The sequence below is a fragment of the Paracidobacterium acidisoli genome, assembly GCF_003428625.2.
In the GTDB taxonomy this organism is placed as follows: Bacteria; Acidobacteriota; Terriglobia; order Terriglobales; family Acidobacteriaceae; genus Paracidobacterium; species Paracidobacterium acidisoli.
In genome coordinates this window covers 194,913-214,941 of sequence record NZ_QVQT02000005.1, presented here as the reverse complement: position 1 = coordinate 214,941, position 20,029 = coordinate 194,913, and the positions used below count along the sequence as shown (strand labels likewise).

The 20,029-nt window shown below is 56.0% G+C and carries 10 protein-coding genes and 2 tRNA genes; 6 read left to right on the top strand and 6 right to left on the bottom strand.

Going from position 1 to position 20,029, the window contains the following annotated elements; genetic code table 11:
* Window positions 1-8: 8 nt before the first annotated feature.
* Entirely contained in the window at window positions 9-2,576 is a 2,568-nt protein-coding gene (locus tag D0Y96_RS14885; protein ID WP_117301405.1) for a phosphocholine-specific phospholipase C, read from the bottom strand.
* A gap of 239 nt (window positions 2,577-2,815) precedes the next feature.
* Window positions 2,816-2,892 (bottom strand) — tRNA-Pro (locus D0Y96_RS14880).
* Window positions 2,893-3,044: 152 nt separating this feature from the next.
* Here D0Y96_RS14880 and mmuM point away from each other — a divergent pair.
* The 4 genes from mmuM (at window position 3,045) to D0Y96_RS14860 (ending at window position 8,269) form a co-directional block, all read left to right on the top strand.
* Window positions 3,045-3,974, top strand: a complete 930-nt coding sequence (gene mmuM, locus D0Y96_RS14875; RefSeq protein ID WP_350449087.1) for a homocysteine S-methyltransferase — start codon at window positions 3,045-3,047, stop codon at window positions 3,972-3,974.
* Between the two features lie 74 nt (window positions 3,975-4,048).
* On the top strand, window positions 4,049-6,430 hold the full coding sequence (gene purL / locus D0Y96_RS14870) for a phosphoribosylformylglycinamidine synthase subunit PurL (RefSeq protein ID WP_117301402.1): 2,382 nt from the start codon (window positions 4,049-4,051) through the stop codon (window positions 6,428-6,430).
* A complete protein-coding gene (gene purF / locus D0Y96_RS14865; protein ID WP_117301400.1) occupies window positions 6,427-7,938 on the top strand; it encodes an amidophosphoribosyltransferase in 1,512 nt (503 codons plus the stop codon). Before purL ends, purF begins: the two co-directional genes overlap by 4 nt.
* A gap of 76 nt (window positions 7,939-8,014) precedes the next feature.
* The gene (locus D0Y96_RS14860; RefSeq protein WP_117301398.1) at window positions 8,015-8,269 is read left to right on the top strand and encodes a DUF6496 domain-containing protein; all 255 of its coding nucleotides are present in this window, start codon (window positions 8,015-8,017) and stop codon (window positions 8,267-8,269) included.
* A 61-nt stretch (window positions 8,270-8,330) separates the two neighbouring features.
* On the opposite strand, the gene D0Y96_RS14855 is transcribed toward D0Y96_RS14860, so the two are convergent.
* On the bottom strand, window positions 8,331-8,834 hold the full coding sequence (locus D0Y96_RS14855; protein ID WP_117301395.1) for a hypothetical protein: 504 nt from the start codon (window positions 8,832-8,834) through the stop codon (window positions 8,331-8,333).
* Window positions 8,835-9,236: 402 nt separating this feature from the next.
* Between D0Y96_RS14855 and D0Y96_RS14850 the strand changes: the two genes are divergently transcribed.
* Window positions 9,237-9,312: transfer RNA gene (locus tag D0Y96_RS14850), tRNA-Ala, on the top strand.
* Window positions 9,313-9,804: 492 nt separating this feature from the next.
* Here D0Y96_RS14850 and D0Y96_RS14845 read toward each other — a convergent pair.
* The 3 genes from D0Y96_RS14845 to D0Y96_RS14835 all read right to left on the bottom strand — a co-directional run bounded on the left by D0Y96_RS14845 (window position 9,805) and on the right by D0Y96_RS14835 (window position 18,145).
* Entirely contained in the window at window positions 9,805-11,829 is a 2,025-nt protein-coding gene (locus tag D0Y96_RS14845; RefSeq protein ID WP_199480343.1) for an FG-GAP-like repeat-containing protein, read from the bottom strand.
* 48 nt (window positions 11,830-11,877) lie between these two features.
* Window positions 11,878-14,142, bottom strand: a complete 2,265-nt coding sequence (locus tag D0Y96_RS14840) for an outer membrane protein assembly factor BamB family protein (RefSeq protein ID WP_215601626.1) — start codon at window positions 14,140-14,142, stop codon at window positions 11,878-11,880.
* Window positions 14,143-14,491: 349 nt separating this feature from the next.
* Complete coding sequence (locus D0Y96_RS14835) at window positions 14,492-18,145, bottom strand: TonB-dependent receptor (protein ID WP_158562408.1); 3,654 nt, start codon at window positions 18,143-18,145, stop codon at window positions 14,492-14,494.
* A 754-nt stretch (window positions 18,146-18,899) separates the two neighbouring features.
* Here D0Y96_RS14835 and D0Y96_RS14830 point away from each other — a divergent pair.
* The gene (locus D0Y96_RS14830; RefSeq protein ID WP_117301387.1) at window positions 18,900-19,679 is read left to right on the top strand and encodes an IclR family transcriptional regulator; all 780 of its coding nucleotides are present in this window, start codon (window positions 18,900-18,902) and stop codon (window positions 19,677-19,679) included.
* The last annotated feature ends 350 nt before the right edge of the window (window positions 19,680-20,029 follow it).

Genomic DNA, 20,029 nt, shown 5'->3' with positions numbered 1-20,029 from the left:
ACCATCCGTTAGCTTTTCTTCGTAATGCTTCGCCCCATCAGTGGATCGCTGAAACTCTCCCGGCCTGTCTCGATGTGTCCTGCATAGCGCTGCTCGAAATGCGGAACTCCCTCGGCGCGAATCCGCAAATCATACCAGCCGAAACTGCCGGTGAGATCTATCGCGATACGTGTGCCAGCATGGTCCCTGCCAGCTGAAGACAGTTTCACCATATGCGGCTTGCCGCCATAGGCTGCATCTTCCACCACCACAGTGACTGCATGCAGCGTGTCATGATTTATCAGCTGCAGTTCGGCGTTCACGGCGGTGGCGTCATCCAGATGCGCGGAACGAAGTCTGATCTCCACCTGAGGATCGCCTGCAGTGCCGAGAAACTCACGATAAAAGCCGTTCGGAGCATATACGCACAGGTGATAATGCTCCGACGCAAAATCTTCGAGTCTCCACTCATCTGCAATGCGGTCGCCGGCTGAAACGGCATAGTCCCATGCGCGGCCGTCGCTGTATTCCGCAGAGTGAGCACCACTGGCTCGTATTCTTCCGGGCGTATACACGCGAAAGGGTGCACCAACTGCATGCTCCCCAAACTTTTCGCGGCCGGCGGCAAAATGAATTGAAAATGATTTTCTGTCAGAGGAGAGCATGCCGTCCGCTTCGAGCTCATACGGAAGCGGACACGCCGGCTGCACGCCGCTTTCCTGCTGCGGGAACCATGATGGCTCAGTGGAACAGCTTCGCACCTGCGCGATTTCCGCGGGATTCAGCTTTTTATAATCATCAGGAATTGCCCGGAACTGCGCCTGGTGGATTGTGCTGAGAAAGGCATCGCGCTCGAACGGCTGGGGCAGAACGGTCTTTTCCCCGTGAAACGGTCGAAAAGCTGTTGTGAGATCACCGCAGATCGTGCGGCGCCATGCGCTGATGTTTGTCTCACTAACCGGATGCCCGGTCTTTTGGCTCAGAAACGTCTCCAGAAATTGCAGGATGGAGGTGTGATCGAAGAGCTGTGAACAGACATACCCGCCGCGGCTCCATGGCGAGGCGATCACCAGCGGCACACGAAATCCTAAACCGATCGGCCCAGGACGGCCTTTCCAGTCCGGCTCTGCCTGCCGAATCTTCGCTTCCTGCTCCCCAGATACGTGTTCCACCGAGGTATCGAGACCAGACGAAGCTTTGCCGGTTTCGGGGCGTTCGGCCTGAGGCGGAACGAATGGCGGAACATGATCGAAGTAGCCATCGTTTTCGTCGTAGCAGAGAATGAAGATCGTCTTTTTCCAGATCTCCGGGTTTTGCGTGAGGATGTTCAGCGTCTCGGAAAGATACCAGGCACCGTACCACGCTGACGAGGGATGATCGGAGAATCGTTCCGGCGCGACGAGCCATGAAACCATCGGCAGCTTTCCGCTGCGAACATCTTCACGGAACTGATAAAGGACATCGCCTTTGGGGATCTGCATCTCCCGCTCTGTGCTGCCGTCGCGATAATGCAGCGTAGTCAATTCGCGATAATCCGAATTGCCCTCGTTCGTCGTAAATGCCTTGCGATGGAGATTCTGCTCGTGCGCAGGCAACGCTGCAAAAGCGGCTTCGGTCCATGTTTCAAGAGTGTGGCGGATGCTCTCCAGCCTGCCCTTTAAAGCAGCAATTTGTTTTTCTGTTGTCTCCGGACGAGGTGGTGTCTGTGCATTTAACCGATCGAGCTCGGCCGCAAGCGATCGCTCTGTTTCGGCAAGATAGCGTCTGTGTGTGCGGGAAAAGCGTACGCGATACTGTGTGAAATATTCGAGCGTATTGTCGTCATAATTCGACAGCCACGCATCTGCCTCACCCTTCAGCCCGGAAGGCAGGCTGATCTCATTCTGATAAATACGCCAGGAGATGCCCTGCTGTTCGAGCCGTTCCGGAAAGGTGGTCCAGTTAAGCTCGAGGTCATACCCCATGTCCTCGTTGCGCACATGCGCCCAGGAGTGAATGGACGGCTCTGAACGAACCGTGCCCGTCCAGAGATGAAGCCGGTTCGGCTCGGTGGCTGTGAGCGAGGAACAGAAATTCTGATCGCAGATGGTGAATGCGTCTGCCAGTGCGTAATAAAACGGAAGATCCTCGCGGCTGTAAAAGCCCAGAGTCAGCGGCAGATGGGAATATGCCGGATCGGAGCTGGCTTTGGCGCTTAACCAGCGATCGTGACAGCCTTCATTACGCGCCTCGGCCTGGTTGACCCAGCTGTGCGGCAGCGATCCCATCCATGTAGCTTTTGTGTTTTTGATATCGAGGCGAAACGGCGCATAGGTTTCTCCCGCTGCAGTGCTCTGAAGCCAGACCGGATTACCATTTGGCAACGTCATGGCACGCGGGTCGTTAAAGCCACGAACGCCGCGCAAAGTGCCGAACATGTGATCGAACGATCGATTCTCCTGCATGAGAATTACGATGTGCTCGGCATCGAGATATGTGCTTCCCGGCGCCGGATCAATGGCATATGCCCGCTGGATCGAGGGAGGCAGAACTTCGGCCAGACTGCCTCCAGCAGCCAGCAAAGCCATCATTTTCAGAAAGTCACGCCGCGAATCCATACAGATAGTTATAGAGGGAGCCTATTTCCGTTTGGCAAATTCCTACCCGGTGAGAGGTCGCTGGATTCGATATAGATCGCGGTGCTTTTCCCGTTGTCTATGAGGTCGGCTCAGTGGCCTGGCATGCTTTCAGGGGTGGGAAACAAGGCGTGGGTTGGGCGGCTTTTCATTGCGCGATTGAGCCCTGGGCCTACTAATGCCTCAGAAACAAAACCCGCGTAACTTATTGATTCTATGAATGGTCGGGGAGAGAGGATTTGAACCTCCGACCCCCTGGTCCCGAACCAGGTGCTCTACCAGGCTGAGCCACTCCCCGATGTTGTTGGCTGGTACCCGCGTCTGGACAGGCTGCCTGGAAGCCGTCCGCACCCCACGAGCTATGCTTGAGTGTATCAGAAGAACGTCCGCATCGCCGAGCTCTGCCGGACTGCAATTCCGGAGCGAGCGGGGATAGCGTTGGGGAATTTTGTGCCTCCTGAAGATCAGACAGGTTTTCAGCATATTCGCGTTCTCGATGGCGGCATGGCTACCGAGCTCGAACGCCGCGGCTGCAATATCTCCGGCCCGCTCTGGTCGGCCCACGTGCTCGACACCTCGCCGGAAATCATCGCCGCCGTCCACCTCGATTACCTTCGCGCCGGAGCCGACTGCATCTCGACCACCAGCTATCAGATCTCGGCAAAGGGCTACGCTGAGCTGGGCCGTCCATCGACCGATGCCGACCGAGCCTTGCGCCAGTCTGTGGAACTGGCGATGCTGGCCTGCGAGCGCTATGCGGCTGAAAATCCACGCCCGATCCGGGTCTCAGCGTCACTGGGACCCTATGGGGCCTCCCTGCACAACGGATCCGAATACCATGGGCGCTATGCTATTGGTTTTGAGGAGCTTATCGCCTTTCATGGCGAGCGCCTGGCGGTGTTTGCCGATACTGCCGCCGACCTGATCGCGTTTGAAACCATCCCCTCGCTGGAAGAAGCGCGGGCCATTCTTACGGCACTGCGCGAGTTCCCTGCCCTGGAGGCATGGATCTCCTTTACCTGCCGCGACCGCTTTCATGTGGCACACGGCGAGCCCTTTCGGGAATGCGCTGCTCTGCTCGACCATTCACCCCAGGCCATTGCAGTGGGGGTAAACTGCACGCCGCCTCGGCTGATAACTTCACTGATTGAAGAGGCCGAGAACGGTAGGTCCAGGCCTGTCATCGTTTATCCAAATTCAGGGGAGATCTGGGATGCGACCACGCGGAGCTGGCGGGGCGAGTCCGATCCGGTTCACTTTGGCCGGATGGCCCGGGAATGGTATGCAGCCGGGGCTAAGGCCATCGGCGGATGCTGCCGCACCGGGCCCGCACATATCGCCGCGGTGCGGGAGGCATGGACGGCGAGCGGCGCTGGCTGATCGGCCGCCCCAAAGAGGGAAAAATCCGGAGCGACGTCTCTCCGCCACCCATGCGACAATAATGTTTCACCACCATGAAACCAGAAACTTCCCTGGCTCCCCGGCCTGCCAGCATCACTCCCGAGCTTCTGGCTCAGCACAGCATCACTCCCGAGCTTCTGGCTCAGCACAGCATCACACCTGAGGAATATGCCCGCATTGAAGCGGCACTGGGACGCACACCCAGCCTCACGGAGCTGGGCATTTATTCCGTCATGTGGAGCGAGCACTGCTCCTATAAATCATCGCGCGTACACCTGAAGCGGTTGCCCACGGAGAGTCCCCGCGTTGTCCAGGGTCCGGGCGAAAACGCCGGCATCATCGACGTCGGCGACGGCTGGGCCTGCGCCTTCAAGATCGAGTCGCACAACCACCCCTCCTATATAGAACCGTTCCAGGGAGCGGCCACTGGTGTCGGCGGCATCCTGCGCGACATCTTCACCATGGGCGCGCGTCCTCTCGCCGTTATGGACTCGCTCCGCTTCGGGCCGATCGATAAAGACTCCGAAATCTCCAGCGAAGTCCTCCATAAGAACCACTCCATCGTCGAAGGCGTCGTTCACGGCATCGCCGCCTACGGCAACTGTTTCGGCGTCCCTAACCTCGGCGGTGAAACAAAGTTCGAGCCCTGCTACTCGGGCAATCCGCTGGTGAACGCCTTCGCGCTGGGGCTTGTCCGCCGCGATGAGATTTTCTATGCCAAAGCGACCGGCATTGGTAATCCCGTGATTTATGTGGGAGCCAAGACCGGCCGCGATGGTATTCATGGCGCGACCATGGCCAGCGAAGAATTTAAGGAAGGCTCCGAGCAGAAACGCCCCAACGTCCAGGTTGGCGACCCCTTCATGGAGAAGCTTCTTCTCGAAGCCTGCATCGAAGCCATGCGCACCGGAGCCATCGTCGGTATTCAGGACATGGGCGCTGCTGGACTCACCTCTTCCAGCTGCGAGATGGGCGCGCGCGGTGGCGTTGGTCTGGAGATGAATCTCGACCAGATTCCACAGCGCGAAACCGGTATGACCGCGTACGAGATGATGCTCAGCGAATCGCAGGAGCGCATGCTCCTCGTCGCCGAGAAAGGCCGCGAGCAGGAAATCTTCGATGTCTTTACTAAATGGGGTCTCGATGCCACTATTGTCGGCACCGTCATCGCCGAGCCACGCCTGCGCATTCTGCACCGTGGCGAGCTCGAAGCCGACATCCCCAATCAGTCCCTCACCGACGACGCTCCGCGCTATCACCGCCCTATCGGGACCTGGAAAGCTCCTGTCCCGCTTGACCCGCCCGCTGAAGTCCTCGAAGTGCTGAAGCAGCCCCGCGACTACACCGCCGACCTTAAGAAGCTGTTGGCCTCCTCGAACATCAGCAGTAAGCGCTGGGTCTACGAACAATACGATTCGATGGTGCAGACCAATACCGCACAGGGCCCCGGCGGCGAAGCCGGAGTGATGCGCATCAAGGGCTCGGGAACTCCCGGACACGAGCGCGGCCTCGCCATGGCTCTCGACGGCAACAGCCGCTGGTGCTACCTCGACCCGAAACAGGGCGCAAAACTCGCCGTCGCCGAAGCCGCCCGCAAAGTCGCCTGTACCGGAGCCACCCCCGTCGCCGCCACCAACTGCCTCAACTTCGGCAACCCGGAGAAGCCGGAGATCATGGCGCAGCTTTCTTCCGCCATCGACGGCCTCGCCGAAGCCTGCACCGCATTAGGCACGCCGATTACCGGCGGCAACGTGTCGCTCTATAACGAAACGAAAGGTGAAGGGATTTATCCAACCCCCGTGATCGGCATCGTGGGTGTCATCGATGATGTAACCAAAACCGTATCTGCAAACTTTCAGCAAGCAGACGACCACATCCTGTTAATCCGGCCAAATTTCCTCCGATACGCGAATGAGCAGCAACGGCTTTCTGCATTTGGCTCTTCAGAATATGCGAAAGTCGTGCTGAATAAGCTCTGGGGCACAGTACCCATGCTTGATCTCGGTGACGAGGCGGCGCTACAGAAAGTTCTGATCCGACTTGCCGCTGAAGAGCTTCTGCATTCCGCCTGCGATATTTCTGATGGCGGATTGGCTGTTACGCTGGCAGAAGCTGGCTTCGTACATGGTATAGGCGTACATGTTGCCAGCTTCCAACCAGATTATGCAGATGTTTTCGATGCTTGTTTCTCCGAAACATCAAGCTCCATAGTCATAACCTGTGACACTGAATCACGGAAGAAAATCGAAAAAATCATCGATGAGTATGACGAACTCTATTGCGACCCTATCGGGACAACGACGTCGGATCGATTTGAGCTTATCTTCGACAACAAGATAGTGATTCACTCAACCATCGCCGACCTCAAACAACCCTGGTCCACCGCTCTCAAATCCTCCCTGCACGATCAGACTGCAAACGAGGTGCTGGCGTGACCCATTTGCTCTTCGAAGGCATCCCCGGCGAAGTAACGCAGACTATCGGCAATGAAGACATATCTCGCTATGAGCGCAGCACCGAAGATGGTGATCCCAAATTAAGAGAGGAATGCGGTGTAGTCGCTGTTCACGGCCACCCCGACGCATCGCGCCAGGCCTATCTCGCTCTCTACGCGCTCCAGCATCGCGGACAGGAATCGGCCGGCATTGCCACCGCTGACGGTACGCATCTTTCGAATATCAAGGGCATGGGCCTCGTCGCCGAGATCTTCACCGACGACGTGCTCGCCAAGCTCAAAGGCGACATGGCCATCGGCCACACGCGCTACTCGACGACCGGCGACTCTGCCCTGCTCAACGCCCAGCCCATCCGCGTCGAGTCCACCAAAGGCCTTATCGCCATCGCGCACAACGGCAACCTGGTCAACCTTGGCAATCTGCGCACGCAGCTCGAGCGCAAAGGCGCCTTCTTCCAGACCACCAGCGACTCCGAGATCATCGTTCAGCTCATCGCGCACTCCCAGGCCACCACGCTGGTCGATGCCATCGCCGACTCGCTCAGTCAGGTCGACGGCGCGTTTTCCATCGTCATGATGACGCGTGACCGCATTTTCGCTGCCCGCGATCCGCGCGGTTTCCGCCCGCTGTCGATGGGCCGCATTCCCGGCACCGACGGCAATCCCGACACCATCGTCTTCGCCTCCGAGACCTGTGCTTTCGATCTGCTCCGCGCCAAATTCGAGCGCGACGTCGCTCCCGGTGAGCTCGTCATGGTCACAAAGGACGGTGTCACCTCGCGCCAGTTTTCCAGCGGCATTCCACAGTCGAGCTGCATCTTCGAGCAGGTCTACTTCGCTCGTCCCGACAGCAAAATCTTCAACCGGTGGGTGCAGGAGAGCCGCGAACAGATGGGACGCCAGCTCGCCCGCGAGTCGCACGTGCCATCCGATTTAGTCGTCCCGGTACCCGACTCCGGCGTCACCGCCGCCATCGGATATGCAGCCGAAAGCGGCGTGCCGTTTCGCTTCGGCTTGATCCGTAATCATTATGTAGGCCGCACCTTCATCGAACCGGAACAGAAGGTCCGCGACTTCGGCGTCAAGCTCAAACTCAACCCGGTTCGCAATCTGCTCGAAGGCCGACGCATCGTCCTCATTGACGACTCGATCATACGTGGCACTACCAGCCGCAAGATCGTGCGCATGGTGCGTGCAGCTGGAGCGAAGGAAGTCCATCTCCGCATCAGCTGCCCACCAACGATCTCGCCCTGCTTCTATGGCGTCGATACGCCGCGCAAATCCGAGCTGATCGCAGCTAACAACTCCATCGAAGAGATTCGCCAGTTCATTGAAGCCGATTCTCTCGCTTATTTGTCACTGGACGGGTTACAGAAAGCCTGTGACGGCGGCGAAGGCAATCACTACTGTATTGCATGCTATACAGGTGAATATCCAACACAGTGGGTGGATGTTGAAGACATTCTTCCAGCTGCTGTCGCGCGCTGAAGAGTTCGTAACTCTTTCCGTACGGCACAACTCTTCATTTGCGCACTGCTTCCCATAATGCAGGGAGAAACCGCTTATGGCGACAAAGAAAGCATCAGCAAAGAAGAGTACGGCCGGAAAGAAGAGCGCGACGAAGAAGAAATCTTCCACAAAAAAGTACAGCCCGAAGGCGGGGAAATCCGTCGAGCGCGAAATGCACGCCATGAAGAAGGGCACGCTGAAAAGTGGACGCAGCGGAAAGAAAGTCACGAGCCGCAAACAGGCGATCGCTATTGGGCTTTCCGAAGCTCGCCGCTCCGGCGCAAAGGTTCCAAAGAAAAAAAGCTCCTGATCCGGTTAGCACTCGCAAGGCCTGCTCGCGGACTGCCAAAACGGCAGTATGATCGAGATTCTCATTGCTGAGGTTTGGCAGAGGGCAAGTTTTGCGAAGAAGAAGTTGAGGCGGGCGTTGTGGAGCTCGCTGGAGCTTTCTTCGTTGTTGTATGCCGTCTTGGGTGATGAGTTGCCGCTGATGTTGCTCCATCGTCGACGACAATCGTCTTCTCGGGTTTTCGTTCAGACACGGCCTCGGCATGAGCAATTGCGGTCCGCAGCTGAACCAGCTGCGCCTGCTGATTTTTCGCATGGTTTACGATCGAGTCGCCGAGACCTGACCGTGCCTGTTTGAGCCCGTCCAACGCCGACTGTAACGCCGTCGCCTGATCCTGCGCCCCCATCAGATTCGCATTTTCGGTTACCCGCAGCAAGACGTCGTACAGCGCATCGACATTACGATACACGGCGAATGCCTCTGGAACCGATCCCGGAGCCGCATCGGCCTGACTGATCAATGCCGGCAGGGTAGCGTTCAGATCGTTCTGAATCGAAGATACATCTCCCTGTACTGCTTCTTTCACTTCGGCAGAAGCCTTCCAGCGCCGAGTGTCTAGCACTCCAAGTGCTTTACTCGTTTGTGCGGTCGCTGGTTGCAATATCGATGCCACGCTCCGGCCTGGTGCGCTAGCCGAAGAGGAAGGGGTTCCCTGTGCCCACATCACACCACCCGAGAGTACGACCCCGACGGCGATAAAAACTACTTTTTGAAAAGACATATCTGCAGGACGATGCGATTAGACCCCTGACAGGTTGCCAGCACTCTTTCTTTCTCGAAGCACTGCAGTAAAAAACTGCCTAAAAATGGAAATTCAGCTGCACAAGTATTTATGACTTGCCATTCCCGAGAGGATGGAGCATTTTCTAACCCACGTCATTGACGAACTGTCATTACTCGACGAAAATAAGAAGTGTTCAGCCCTTGTGGGCCTGTGGCGCAGCTGGGAGCGCGCTTCCATGGCATGGAAGAGGTCATCGGTTCGATCCCGATCAGGTCCACCAATAAACCTCCTACAATGAGTCTGTTGCAGATATTGCTTTGAGATGTTTTCTGTCTCCGAGGGTGCGGAAGGGTACTGAAATTTTTCCTATTTCCAGCGTCAGCATCATTCAATGATTTTTTAGGCCGACTTCACGCTTTTTGCTGATCAACCGCGCGGGCGTGTAAATGTCGAGGGTGATGCGGCAACTGGAATGCTGCATCCATTCCTGGCGATCCTGATGCCGGCGCCAAGTCGATTGCTAATTTGTCGGTAACGGATGTTGAAAGCTTTGCCGGCCGGTTTGCTTTCAGTACGGGCCTACGCTATTTGAGGACTTCGCCCGCATGTTCTCAGGTACCAGATCTGCCCCCGAAAACTTCTTCATCGGCAAAATCTTTCGCTTTCAAGCTTTTGCCAAATACTAACTATCGAAATGGCACAGTTTTCGCTGGGCCCATCACCCGGCGAAAACTAACATTCCACATAGTACAGTTTCTCTGGGCCGTCACTATCACTGCGGCTTGGCACGCTTCACATTGTTCCAGAAGATGAACGTGCCAAGCCGAGTTGCGGTCACGATGTCGATTCTTCCGTCGTGGTTCAAGTCAACGGCCAGGATATCGGAGCCCGAACCGGAACGATTGTCGATCAGATGTGGAGCAAATCGCGCACCGCCGGGCGCTTTGGGGTCACGAACCGTCTCATACCAATACAAAACAGGCGACCCATACGGATCGGGGTCGGCATAGTCATCAAGGTGTGTGAAATACCGCTTCCCAACAACAAAATCCGGAATGCCATCACCATTGATGTCCGCGGTCACATCGCCGTGAGCTTCAGAAAACGCTATGTTTCCTGCGTTTTTCGTCCAGCGGGAGTCCATAATCATATGCCGTATGAAAGAGATGTTCCCCTGGGCATCGCGCTTCTGCTCAAACCACGCCATTCCCCATCCATGCGCGTCGAGCACGGTGACGATGTCGTTCAACCCATCACCATTTACGTCGTACACAGCCATACCGCTGCCACCAACTCCTGTGCCAAACCGGCCGAACACCTCCGGATGATATTTCCACTGTGCTTCGCTATTGCCCGGCGCCGGATGTTCCCACCATCCGTAGGCATTCATGATGTCTGGCAACCCATCGCCGTTGATATCCCCCACACCGATACCATGCGCTGTATCAAATCCGCGCTCCGAGATGTTATGTACGGTCCATGGGCCGGTCGGATTGGCAGGGTCGGGCTCGGCATAACGGACATAGCCATCCGCTGCATAGACAAGAGCCGGCTTCCCTTTACCGTCAATGTCCCGCAACAGAGCGACTTCCGAATCGAATTTGTCGAGGACGCGATATACATCCCAGCGACGGCTTTCTCCTTTTGGGTTCACATACAGGTAGCAGCCCATATCTGCGTCGATGAATTTGCAGGCCAGCACATCGGGCCATCCGTCTCCAGTAAAGTCGGCAGCAAACTCCATCCACGATTTCGTTGCCCATCCCGTCGACGGATTGACAGTTTCACCGAGATAGATCTCTTCTGATTTTGTGTAATCGGGACCGAGATAGATGTAGGGACCGGAGACGATATCAGGGATTCCATCGTGATTGAAATCAGCGGACGCGGCGCCCCAGGAATAGTAGAAGTCACTGATGGTCTGCTTCCTGAAAGCAGGAGAGGTATCCTCTGCGGCGCGATAGTGGAAATGAATGTCCTTGTAAGCGATGTCTTTGAACTCGACTTTGCCGCTGCCGCCCACATAGAAGGCGATCGGCCCATATCCTTCCGAAGAGTCGGAGACCCCACCGGTAGAACGGCCGTTGTTCTGATCGACGCGAAGAATATTCGCGTCGAAGATCATCTCCACATCATTCCATTCATCCGGATAGAGACTGGAGTCCGGCTTTGTGTAGGGATAATCGACACCCGGTGCCTGCGCATAGGGGCTAAAGCGTCCCGGGTTGTACGCAGGGGCCGCTCGATGAGTGGGATTTGGAGATGCGGGCGGAGCCACCCTCATCTTGCCTCCGCCGGAGCGCAATGGTGTGCGATCGGTAATCCTGCCCTGCGCATCAACGGTGACGTCGAAGTACATCACTGCCTTCCCCTCGCTAAGCGAGGCGTAGACGCCTTTCATTCCCCCGTCCGGGGTCTTTTCGATACGGAAGAGAATTCCCGTGACGCACCCACCGGTGCATTGGAATCTGGTAAACAGCTCGACATCCTGAAAAGAGCGATTCATCGCCAGCCACCCGCCTGCTCCGGAAGATCCAGGCGTTCCGGTGAGATTGCCACTTGTCATCTGCCATTCAGCGTCTCCCAAAGTACGCCATCCAGACAGGCTCGATCCCGTCAGCGTGGTGTCCGGTTCGAATGAAGGGCCTGGCAGGAACGTCTGACGCGCAGCAAACATAGGGACAACACAAAAAAACATAACCGCGGCCCCCAGGCGGGCATACCAACTGGACATAACGCCTCTTTTCCGGTTGTTGAATCTTCTTGTCACAAGTTCAGTTTTCAAGTGACGCCACATAGCTGACATCTGCGTCGTCGGCATCCGACGTTGCCATCGCTTCTTCGGCTAGTTCGGGAGAGCAAACACCATATACCCTTGTTTCGTACCAGGATTTGTCTGGGCCCCGTTTGGTCCCAGGCCGAGTTTTAGAGGTGACGACGCCGGAACCACCAGATACTCGCGCCCATTCACTTCGTACATGGCTGGAATTCCTTCTGTGCCGGTGGTCAGATCTGTAGTCCAGAGAACCTTGCCCGTCTCTGCATCGAAAGCACGGACCTTGCCGTCTTTGCAGTTTACGAACAGCAGACCGGTCGAGGTGACGATGATGCCGCGCCGCTCACCACCTTCTTCAACACCGGAATCCTTTGCGCCTTCCCTGGCGGCTACCTGATCATCACCAAGAGGCTCCTTCCACTTGATTGTGCCGGAGTTCAGGTCATACGCCACAATTGAAGACCACGGTGGACTAACCACATAAGGAAAATCCAGGCCATAGTCCGAATACATGCGAGGAGGAGCCGTCACTCCTTTTGGATATGGAGGGCCTGCAAAGTTACCGCCGTACTTCTGCGCCTCCGCATTTGGATTGCCCGCAGTGGACAACCCGCCTGGCGCTCCCCCCGATGCCACTACCGGTCCGTCCAGTGATATCGCGGCTGCGGATGCGCCGGGACGCTGCGGGTGCTGATTGTCCGGATTCACCAACCAGGAGTACAGCGCCTCAGCATTCGACGAGCTCAGTCCCGAAAATGCCGGCATCTCGCCTTTGCCCGACTTCAGGATCTGCTCGAAGTCATCCAGATTCAGCTTTAAAAACAGATCCGTCAACGCAGGCGCCACAGCGGAACCTTGCCGGTTTGTACCGTGGCACGACTGGCAGTTTTCCGTAAAGATCTGTTTTCCTGTTGCACTGGCACCGTACTGTCCTCCGGCGCGCGGCAGCGAGCGCTCCGCTACTTTTGGAATAAATGAAGGCCAATCCTGGGTCAGCACATAGACCAGACCCTTGTCGGGATTTGCGGCCGTCGTGCCCCAGTTTGATCCTCCGCGCGCCCCCGGCATTTCCACTGTCTCCTTCGTGGCTGAAGGCGGCGTAAATAGTCCCTGATTATTGTCGCCGGCAACTCTCTTCTTCCATATCGCCCGCTCTTCGGGCGTCATCAAATAAGGATCAATGTCGTTGGCGGTAAGTGTCTGCCGTGCGAAGGGCGGAGGCGCGGTTGGGAACGGCTGCGTAGGCCATGAATGTTCTCCAGGCACGTCGCTCTGCGGGACCAGACGCTCCTCGATCGGCCATACAGGCTTGCCGGTGTAACGATCGAACACATACAGGAAACCATCCTTACCTGCCTGTGCGACTGCCTGAATCTCTTTCCCGTTGTGCCTGATTGAGATCAGCTGCGGTGCCGAAGTCAGATCGTAGTCCCACAGATCATGGTGAATATCCTGGAAATACCAGATCAACGTGCCGGTGCGAGCATTGATGGCCAGCAGGCAATCTCCATAGAGATTTTTGCCTGTGCGGTCAGCGCCGTACATGTCATAGGTAGGTGAGCCGGTCGGGAAGTACAGGATGCCACTCTTCTCATCCAGAGTAATCTCGCCCCACGTATTTGTTCCCCCGATGTACTTCCAGGCATCTTTGGGCCATGTTTCATATCCAGGCTCGCCGGGATGAGGGATCGTGTGAAATACCCACGCCATTTTGCCAGTGATCACGTTGTAGGCGCGTAAGTCGCCGGGCGGCGACATGTAGCTCTCCCCCGTTGCGGAGCCCATAATGATCAGGTTTTCAAACACACGGCCAGGCGTGTTGCTCCTGATACGGGTTACGGTCTCAGGGGCGCGGCTCAGGCCTTCGCGTAAATCCACAAGTCCACGATCACCGAAGGTCAGAATTGACTTGCCGGTCCGCGCATCAATCTCTTCGATATAGTGATTGATCTGGAAGATCAGCCTCTGATCCTTGTGATCTTTACTTTCCCAGAAGCTGATACCTCGTGTGCCAATCCCAGGCAGGTGCGCGTGAATCCAGATCTCCCTGCCTGTCGTCGCATCCAGTGCAACCAGTGAATTGCCGCGTGCCAGAACATACATTACATTGCCGACGACAATGGGATTGAACAAATAAGGTTCCGCATCCCGCGTCGGATACTCCCACGCCACCGTCAGCTTATTCACGTTCGCCTTCGTGATCTGATTCAGATCCACGAATTTCGAATTATCGGGTCCTCCCCCGTACTCTTTCCACGTCCTGTGATCGTTCTGGCCAGCCGCTGTGGAAATGCTCGCCGCAATCATTGCGACGCAGCTTACAAGCCTGAGCATGAGAGAGATTCGATGAAATCTACGGTTCAGGACTGGCGCCTTCATAGATGGACTATTTCTCATAAAAAATCAGGAGACGGCCCTGAGTGCTTCAAATGGCTTGAAGAATCTCGCTTCATGCAGCGTTCCGTGCGGCTCCAAGATGCAGAAGCATCTTTATTGGGAAGGTCTTGTCTTTACAGTTCACCGGGTTTCAACACATTTGTTATTCCGCTCCCTGATGTCGGGCGGTCGCTTGTGATCGTTCCAGATTCTGCGTCTGTATGCGGCTGTCTCCGCAGCCCCGGCCTGCATCGTATTGAAGCGGATGCAGACCGGATTTACGAAGGCTATATGGAGGCTTCGCTCCCTAGTAGTACAGCTTCAGTGCCAGCTGCACGATACGGCTTGGATTCCTCACCGAAGTGATGGAAGCGAAGGTATTGGGGCTTGTGTAATTGAGGCTTCCAGGATTACTGAATTGCGGATGGTTCATTAGGTTATACGCCTCCGCGCGGAACTGGAGGTATGTCGACTCACCTTTAATTGCAAAGTCTTTGGACACAGACGAGTCGATGTTGAAGAAGCCGGGACCACGGCTCTGCATCTGCTTCGGACCCAGCGGAGCAAAGCCCTGATCATAATTCGCGCTGCCGTCGTAGACCGGGGGAGTCGTGAAGGCCGAAGCATTCAGCCAGTGCTTTACGGACTTTGCATTGGCATACTGATCGCCTGTGATGTCTGCATCTGCAGTGAAACCACCCGACGTCGCCACAGCGCTGGGAACGGTAAACGGCTGGCCGCTCTGGTAGCTGAAGATATAGTCCAGGTTCCATCCGCCGATCACTTCATTCGCAGCATGATTCGCGGAGGAGAAGAACTCTCTTCCATGTCCGAAAGGAAGATCGTACGATCCCGATGCATGGAACACATGCCTTGCATCGTCGACGCACGTTGTGTAATCGCCTTTGGTCCCAAATCCGGCCAGGAACTGCGCTCTGTATGGGAGCCCCTCGGAGATGTCGGCCTGATCTGACATACAGTGGCTATAGGTGTAGTTCGCCGTAATATTTAAGCCGGTACTTACCTGCCGGTTATACACCGCCTGCATTGAGTTATACGAGGAGACCCCCGTCGTCACCAGCCAGGCGCCCTTCAGCCCAAGATCAGGGAATGGTGAGTACGAATACTGATTAGCCGTCGGCGCAATGAACGTGCTGGGCTGGTTGTATGTTCCTCGGCTGTCCAGGTGCTTGCCGACGTCGCCCACATACGCTATCTGCACTGCATCCCGGCGGCTCAGCTGCTTCTCCACGGTGAGGTTGTAGCTTTCAACATACGGAGTTTGGTATTTGTCGTTGATCCCCATGCCTGCAACCTGGAGCCCTTCGATCGTTGCATTGGCCGGAGACGAAATGTTGATTTCCTGGAAGGCATTCTCAAGACTGGGCACTCCGCCATCCGTGTACGTGATGGGCACGGTGCTGCTGCCCGCCAGCGACTGAACGCTGAACACGAATGGGTAATTATTCCCCAGCACATATGGCGCAGCGCCGATGTTACCCAGTGAACCGTACGTGATGCCATACCCACCGCGAACAACAAAGCTCGGATCGATCTGGTAGGCAAAGCCGAGACGCGGAGCAAAATTCAGGCTCTGCATCTGCATCAATCCGCGATCCGAAGTGCATTTGAGGGAAATAGAGTCCTTCGTCAGCAACTGGACAAAGTTGTTGGGCAAGCTGCTGCAGGTCGATTTCGGCACATAGAGGATGCCGCCCGGACCATTACCAGCGCCACTGCCGACGAGGTTCGTTTGATGATCATTCATTTCCTTGGTCGCGCCGTATTTGTCCCAGCGCAGACCCAGATTCAGAGTTAGCTTAGGCGTGATCTTCCAGTCGTCCTGAAAGAATGCCGCGTTGTACCACCTCTGACTATTGATAAAGTTCGCGGTGGAAAGTACGACCTGCTGGGGGCCGCCCTCGTAATAGCCAAGGCCCGGGGCATACGATCCTGAAGGCGACAGCAGCATATCCGCCATTGCCGTATAACCAGTGGTCTTCGTCGTAATATCCGAGAACTGACCGGTGTATTTAAGCTGTCCCGAACCGGCGGTCGGCTGCCGCAGGTGGGCCAGGATGTCAGTCAACTGATATCCAATATTGAACGTATGGTTTCCGTGGATCTTCGTCACGACTTCGTCGATTTCCCAGTTGGGAGTAGAGTGAGTGACCGGGTTGTAGCCGCTCACGCCAAGTGAAACCAGGTTGGTCATGGTGATGTTTGGCAGACCGCCGAGACCTGGGCCACCTGTAATTCCCTGAATTCCGAACTGCGCCGGAATGCCTGTCTGGTTACCGAAGGGCGGAACGTTGGAATCCTGAGCGTTCTGGCCGCCGACGCGGAATACGTTCGTCATCGTTGGACTGAAGATGTGTGTATAGCTACCCGCCAGGGCCCAGTGCGGACTCCAGTCAGTGCCGGCTCCGTAGTTGGCGCCCTGCGCGAATCCCGACAGAATTCCGGGTTGATTCTCCAGCGCGTCATACACATCCCACACGCCCCAGATGATGTTTTTGTCGTTGAGGTTTGAATCGATACGCAGGTCGTACTGATTGATGGTGAGGTTGTAGTTCCGGGCTCCCACCCAATCGTTGAGGAAGGCGCCCGATTTCGTCGGCGCTGGATAGAGGCTCAGCAGTTTGACCGCATTCGGGTCGATGCGGCCGGACGGAATCTGGTCCAGCATTGCAGTCGGAACGGTGGTGTAATTGGTTACGCCAATGACACTCCCGGTATAAAACGGATCGCGAACCGTGCCCACGGCCGTGCCCACGGCGGCCCCGCCGCAGGATGGACCGGGCAGACCGGTAACTGAATCGGGTACACCGCAGTAGACGTTACGTGTTGTCGCCGGATCCATGATCGTACCGGTGGAAAATACGCGCCCCAGGGAATCCGTGTTCGAACCGCTGTTGAACTGAATGAGGTCCGACATATTCTGAAAGCCGCTGTTGACCATGCCTGCAGTCGGCACTGTTTCCGTATAGGGTCTCGGAGCGGAGGTATTGGAACGCTCAGCATCGAAGAACCAAAATGTATTCTTCAGACCATGCTTACGAAACGGCAGTCTGACCGGTCCCCCGATCGAGCCGCCAAATTGATTCTCATGATAGGGAGATCGAGGTTGGTTGCTGTTGTTCAGGAACCAATCATTCGCATTCAAATTCGTGTTCCGAAGGTACTCCCACAGGTCGCCTCTGTAAGTGTCCGTGCCGGATTTGATCACGGCATCCAGTACCGATCCGGTTGAATGGCCGAACTGCGCACTGTAATTTCCTTCTTCCAGCTTGAATTCCTGCAGCGCATCCGGTGCCGGAATGATCGAGGTAGCGCCTTCTGACGTAATAGTGCCGAAGCCGCCATAGAACTCCATGTTGTCGTCGATACCGTTCAGACGCATGTCATTCTGCACGGAGTTCACACCGTTCGAGGAAAACGCCTCGGAGGTCGTTCCGGCCTGGCCATTCACAGATGTTGTGCCGGGAGCGATATGAGCCAGTGTGGTCCAGTCGCGTCCGACCAGAGGCAGATTATTAACCAGTCGCTCGTCCACTTCCTGCCCGACGGAGGCATCCTGCGCCTGCAGCAGCGGCGCTGTTTCGGTGACCGTTACCTGGGTGGTGACATTGCCAATATCCAGGTGATAGTTCTGCGTAACTGTCTCCTGAACATGCACGACAATGCCGTTTGTAACCGCCGCTGAGAAACCATTAGCCTCTACATGCAGCGAATACGTTCCAGGATCAACCTGCTCGAACGCATAGTTTCCGGTCGAGGTCGAGACAGTATGCTGCGAAATACCCGTCCCCGAATTTGTCAATGTAACAGCCGCCCCCTGGATCACCGCCCCCGATGTGTCGGTGACCGTTCCGGTAACGTGGCCGACGGTCAACTGGGCGTATGCGATCAGCGGCAGCAGCGAGCCGATTATGAATATCGTCGCTAAGTGTCGCAGCATTCTGCGCGACCACATCCGTTGCGACGACGCTGTTTCTGGGCTTACCATTTCCTGCCTCCACAAACGAGTTAAAAATGCGAACGTTTTCATTGGTTACCTTACCTGTGAACTCTTCTGAATCCTGCTTCGCGCCCCGGTCAACAAGACCTCTTCGCACCTCATCCGCCGGTTACCCGGTCCTGGTGCAATAGCGAAAATCAAAAAATCATCTCTGCCTGGCCCATGAGCCACCGACTCCCGTTTTGAAGTGCCCGGAGAATGGACCAGCGCTCATCCATGCGCGTTCAAGCAGGAGAGCGATCTCTCCTGCCTTCTCAACTCATGAGAAGCTGTCACGTAGGTGCGCAATGTAAAACAAGCGTTGCGTATTGCACATTTCACGAACGGATGGCATCGTACCAAGACCATTGAAATTTAGTCAATATATTTTTGGGAATCCTTTGGCTGAAGCATTATCCTAATGAGGATGGCGAATATTTTTCCCGTCGGCAGAAGATCTGAGAGGTTGAAGCGGGCAGAGGCTGGAGCGCCCGTCGAGAGCCGAACGGAGCGATGGTGCCAGAATAAACGTTTTACCACTGGAAGACTACGTATGTCGATCGAAGGACCTGACGATACGGTTTGACAAGGATGCTATGATTTACCCGATGTTGGAGTAGCAACGCAGGATGTTTCGATCCATATCGATCGATCATGCCGGGAGAATGACGCCTATCTGAACGAAATTGAAAAGATTTCGAACAGCTCGTGACTTATGCAGACAAAGGACAATCCCCGCGCTCCATACATTCAGAGCCTTGATCGCGGTTTGGAAATTCTTCAGCTCGTGGGCCGCTCGAAGCGATCTATATCCATTGCGGAACTGGCGGACCTGCTTGGCATCGATCGCAGCAGCGCATTCCGATTTGCCGTCACGCTGCGCCGTCGCGGTTTCCTGTCCTGTCAGCCGGGGAAAAAGGATTTTTTACTGGGGCCCTCGATGTGGGCTCTGGCGCGGGAATATGACTGGAGTAAGCTCCTCGTCGATATTGCCCATCCCGATCTGAGCCTGCTGGCGACCCAAATCAATGAGACAGCACATCTCGCGGTTCGGGAGGGCAAGAGCGTGTTGTTTATCGACTCAGCGCATGCCAGTCGCGTAATTGCCGCAGTCGGCAGGACGGGCGAACTCCATCCGCTCCACTGTACAGCTCACGGTAAAGCGATATTAGCTGACGCTGACGAAGGCGAACTCCGCGCACTGCTCGGATTGAGTCCGCTACGGAAATATACGAAAAACACCATCACAACGATCGGGGCCCTCGCGGAAAACTGTGCCGCCATCCAGGAAATGGGCTATGCGATAGATGACTCGGAACATGCCGAGGATCTCCGCTGTATTGCGGCGCCGATCCGCTTTAACAACCATGTCATCGGCTCAATTGGCATATCGGCTCCAGTCTCGCGCCTGCCTGACAGCCTCTATTCGGAGTATGGGGAAAAAGTTTGCGTGATTGCCAACAAAATCGGCGGTCTGCTTCGCAACTCCGAATGAAATAGCCAGGAAACCTGATTCCTGTCATCGTCGATATCACTCTGGCAGACAGGCCACCCAATCGGCCACCATTGCGAGAGCTGTTGCGCCTCATCGACCGGCTGAAAGCAGACGGGGGTAGTTGTGATTGAAAACTGCCGGGACCGCGAGCACGGCTGACCGGCATTGCCCTCAAAGCCTAATGCGCTCTGGCTATCTCCTCGCGTTGCGAGGCTCTAACCGTAGGCCAGACGATACAAAAGAGCATTCTTGACTTAGCTCTTCGAAGCCTGATAGTCTGCGCACTCTTACAGTGCGCAACAAAAATTGCGCACTGCGCAACATTTCGATAATTTCTCGAGCACATGCAT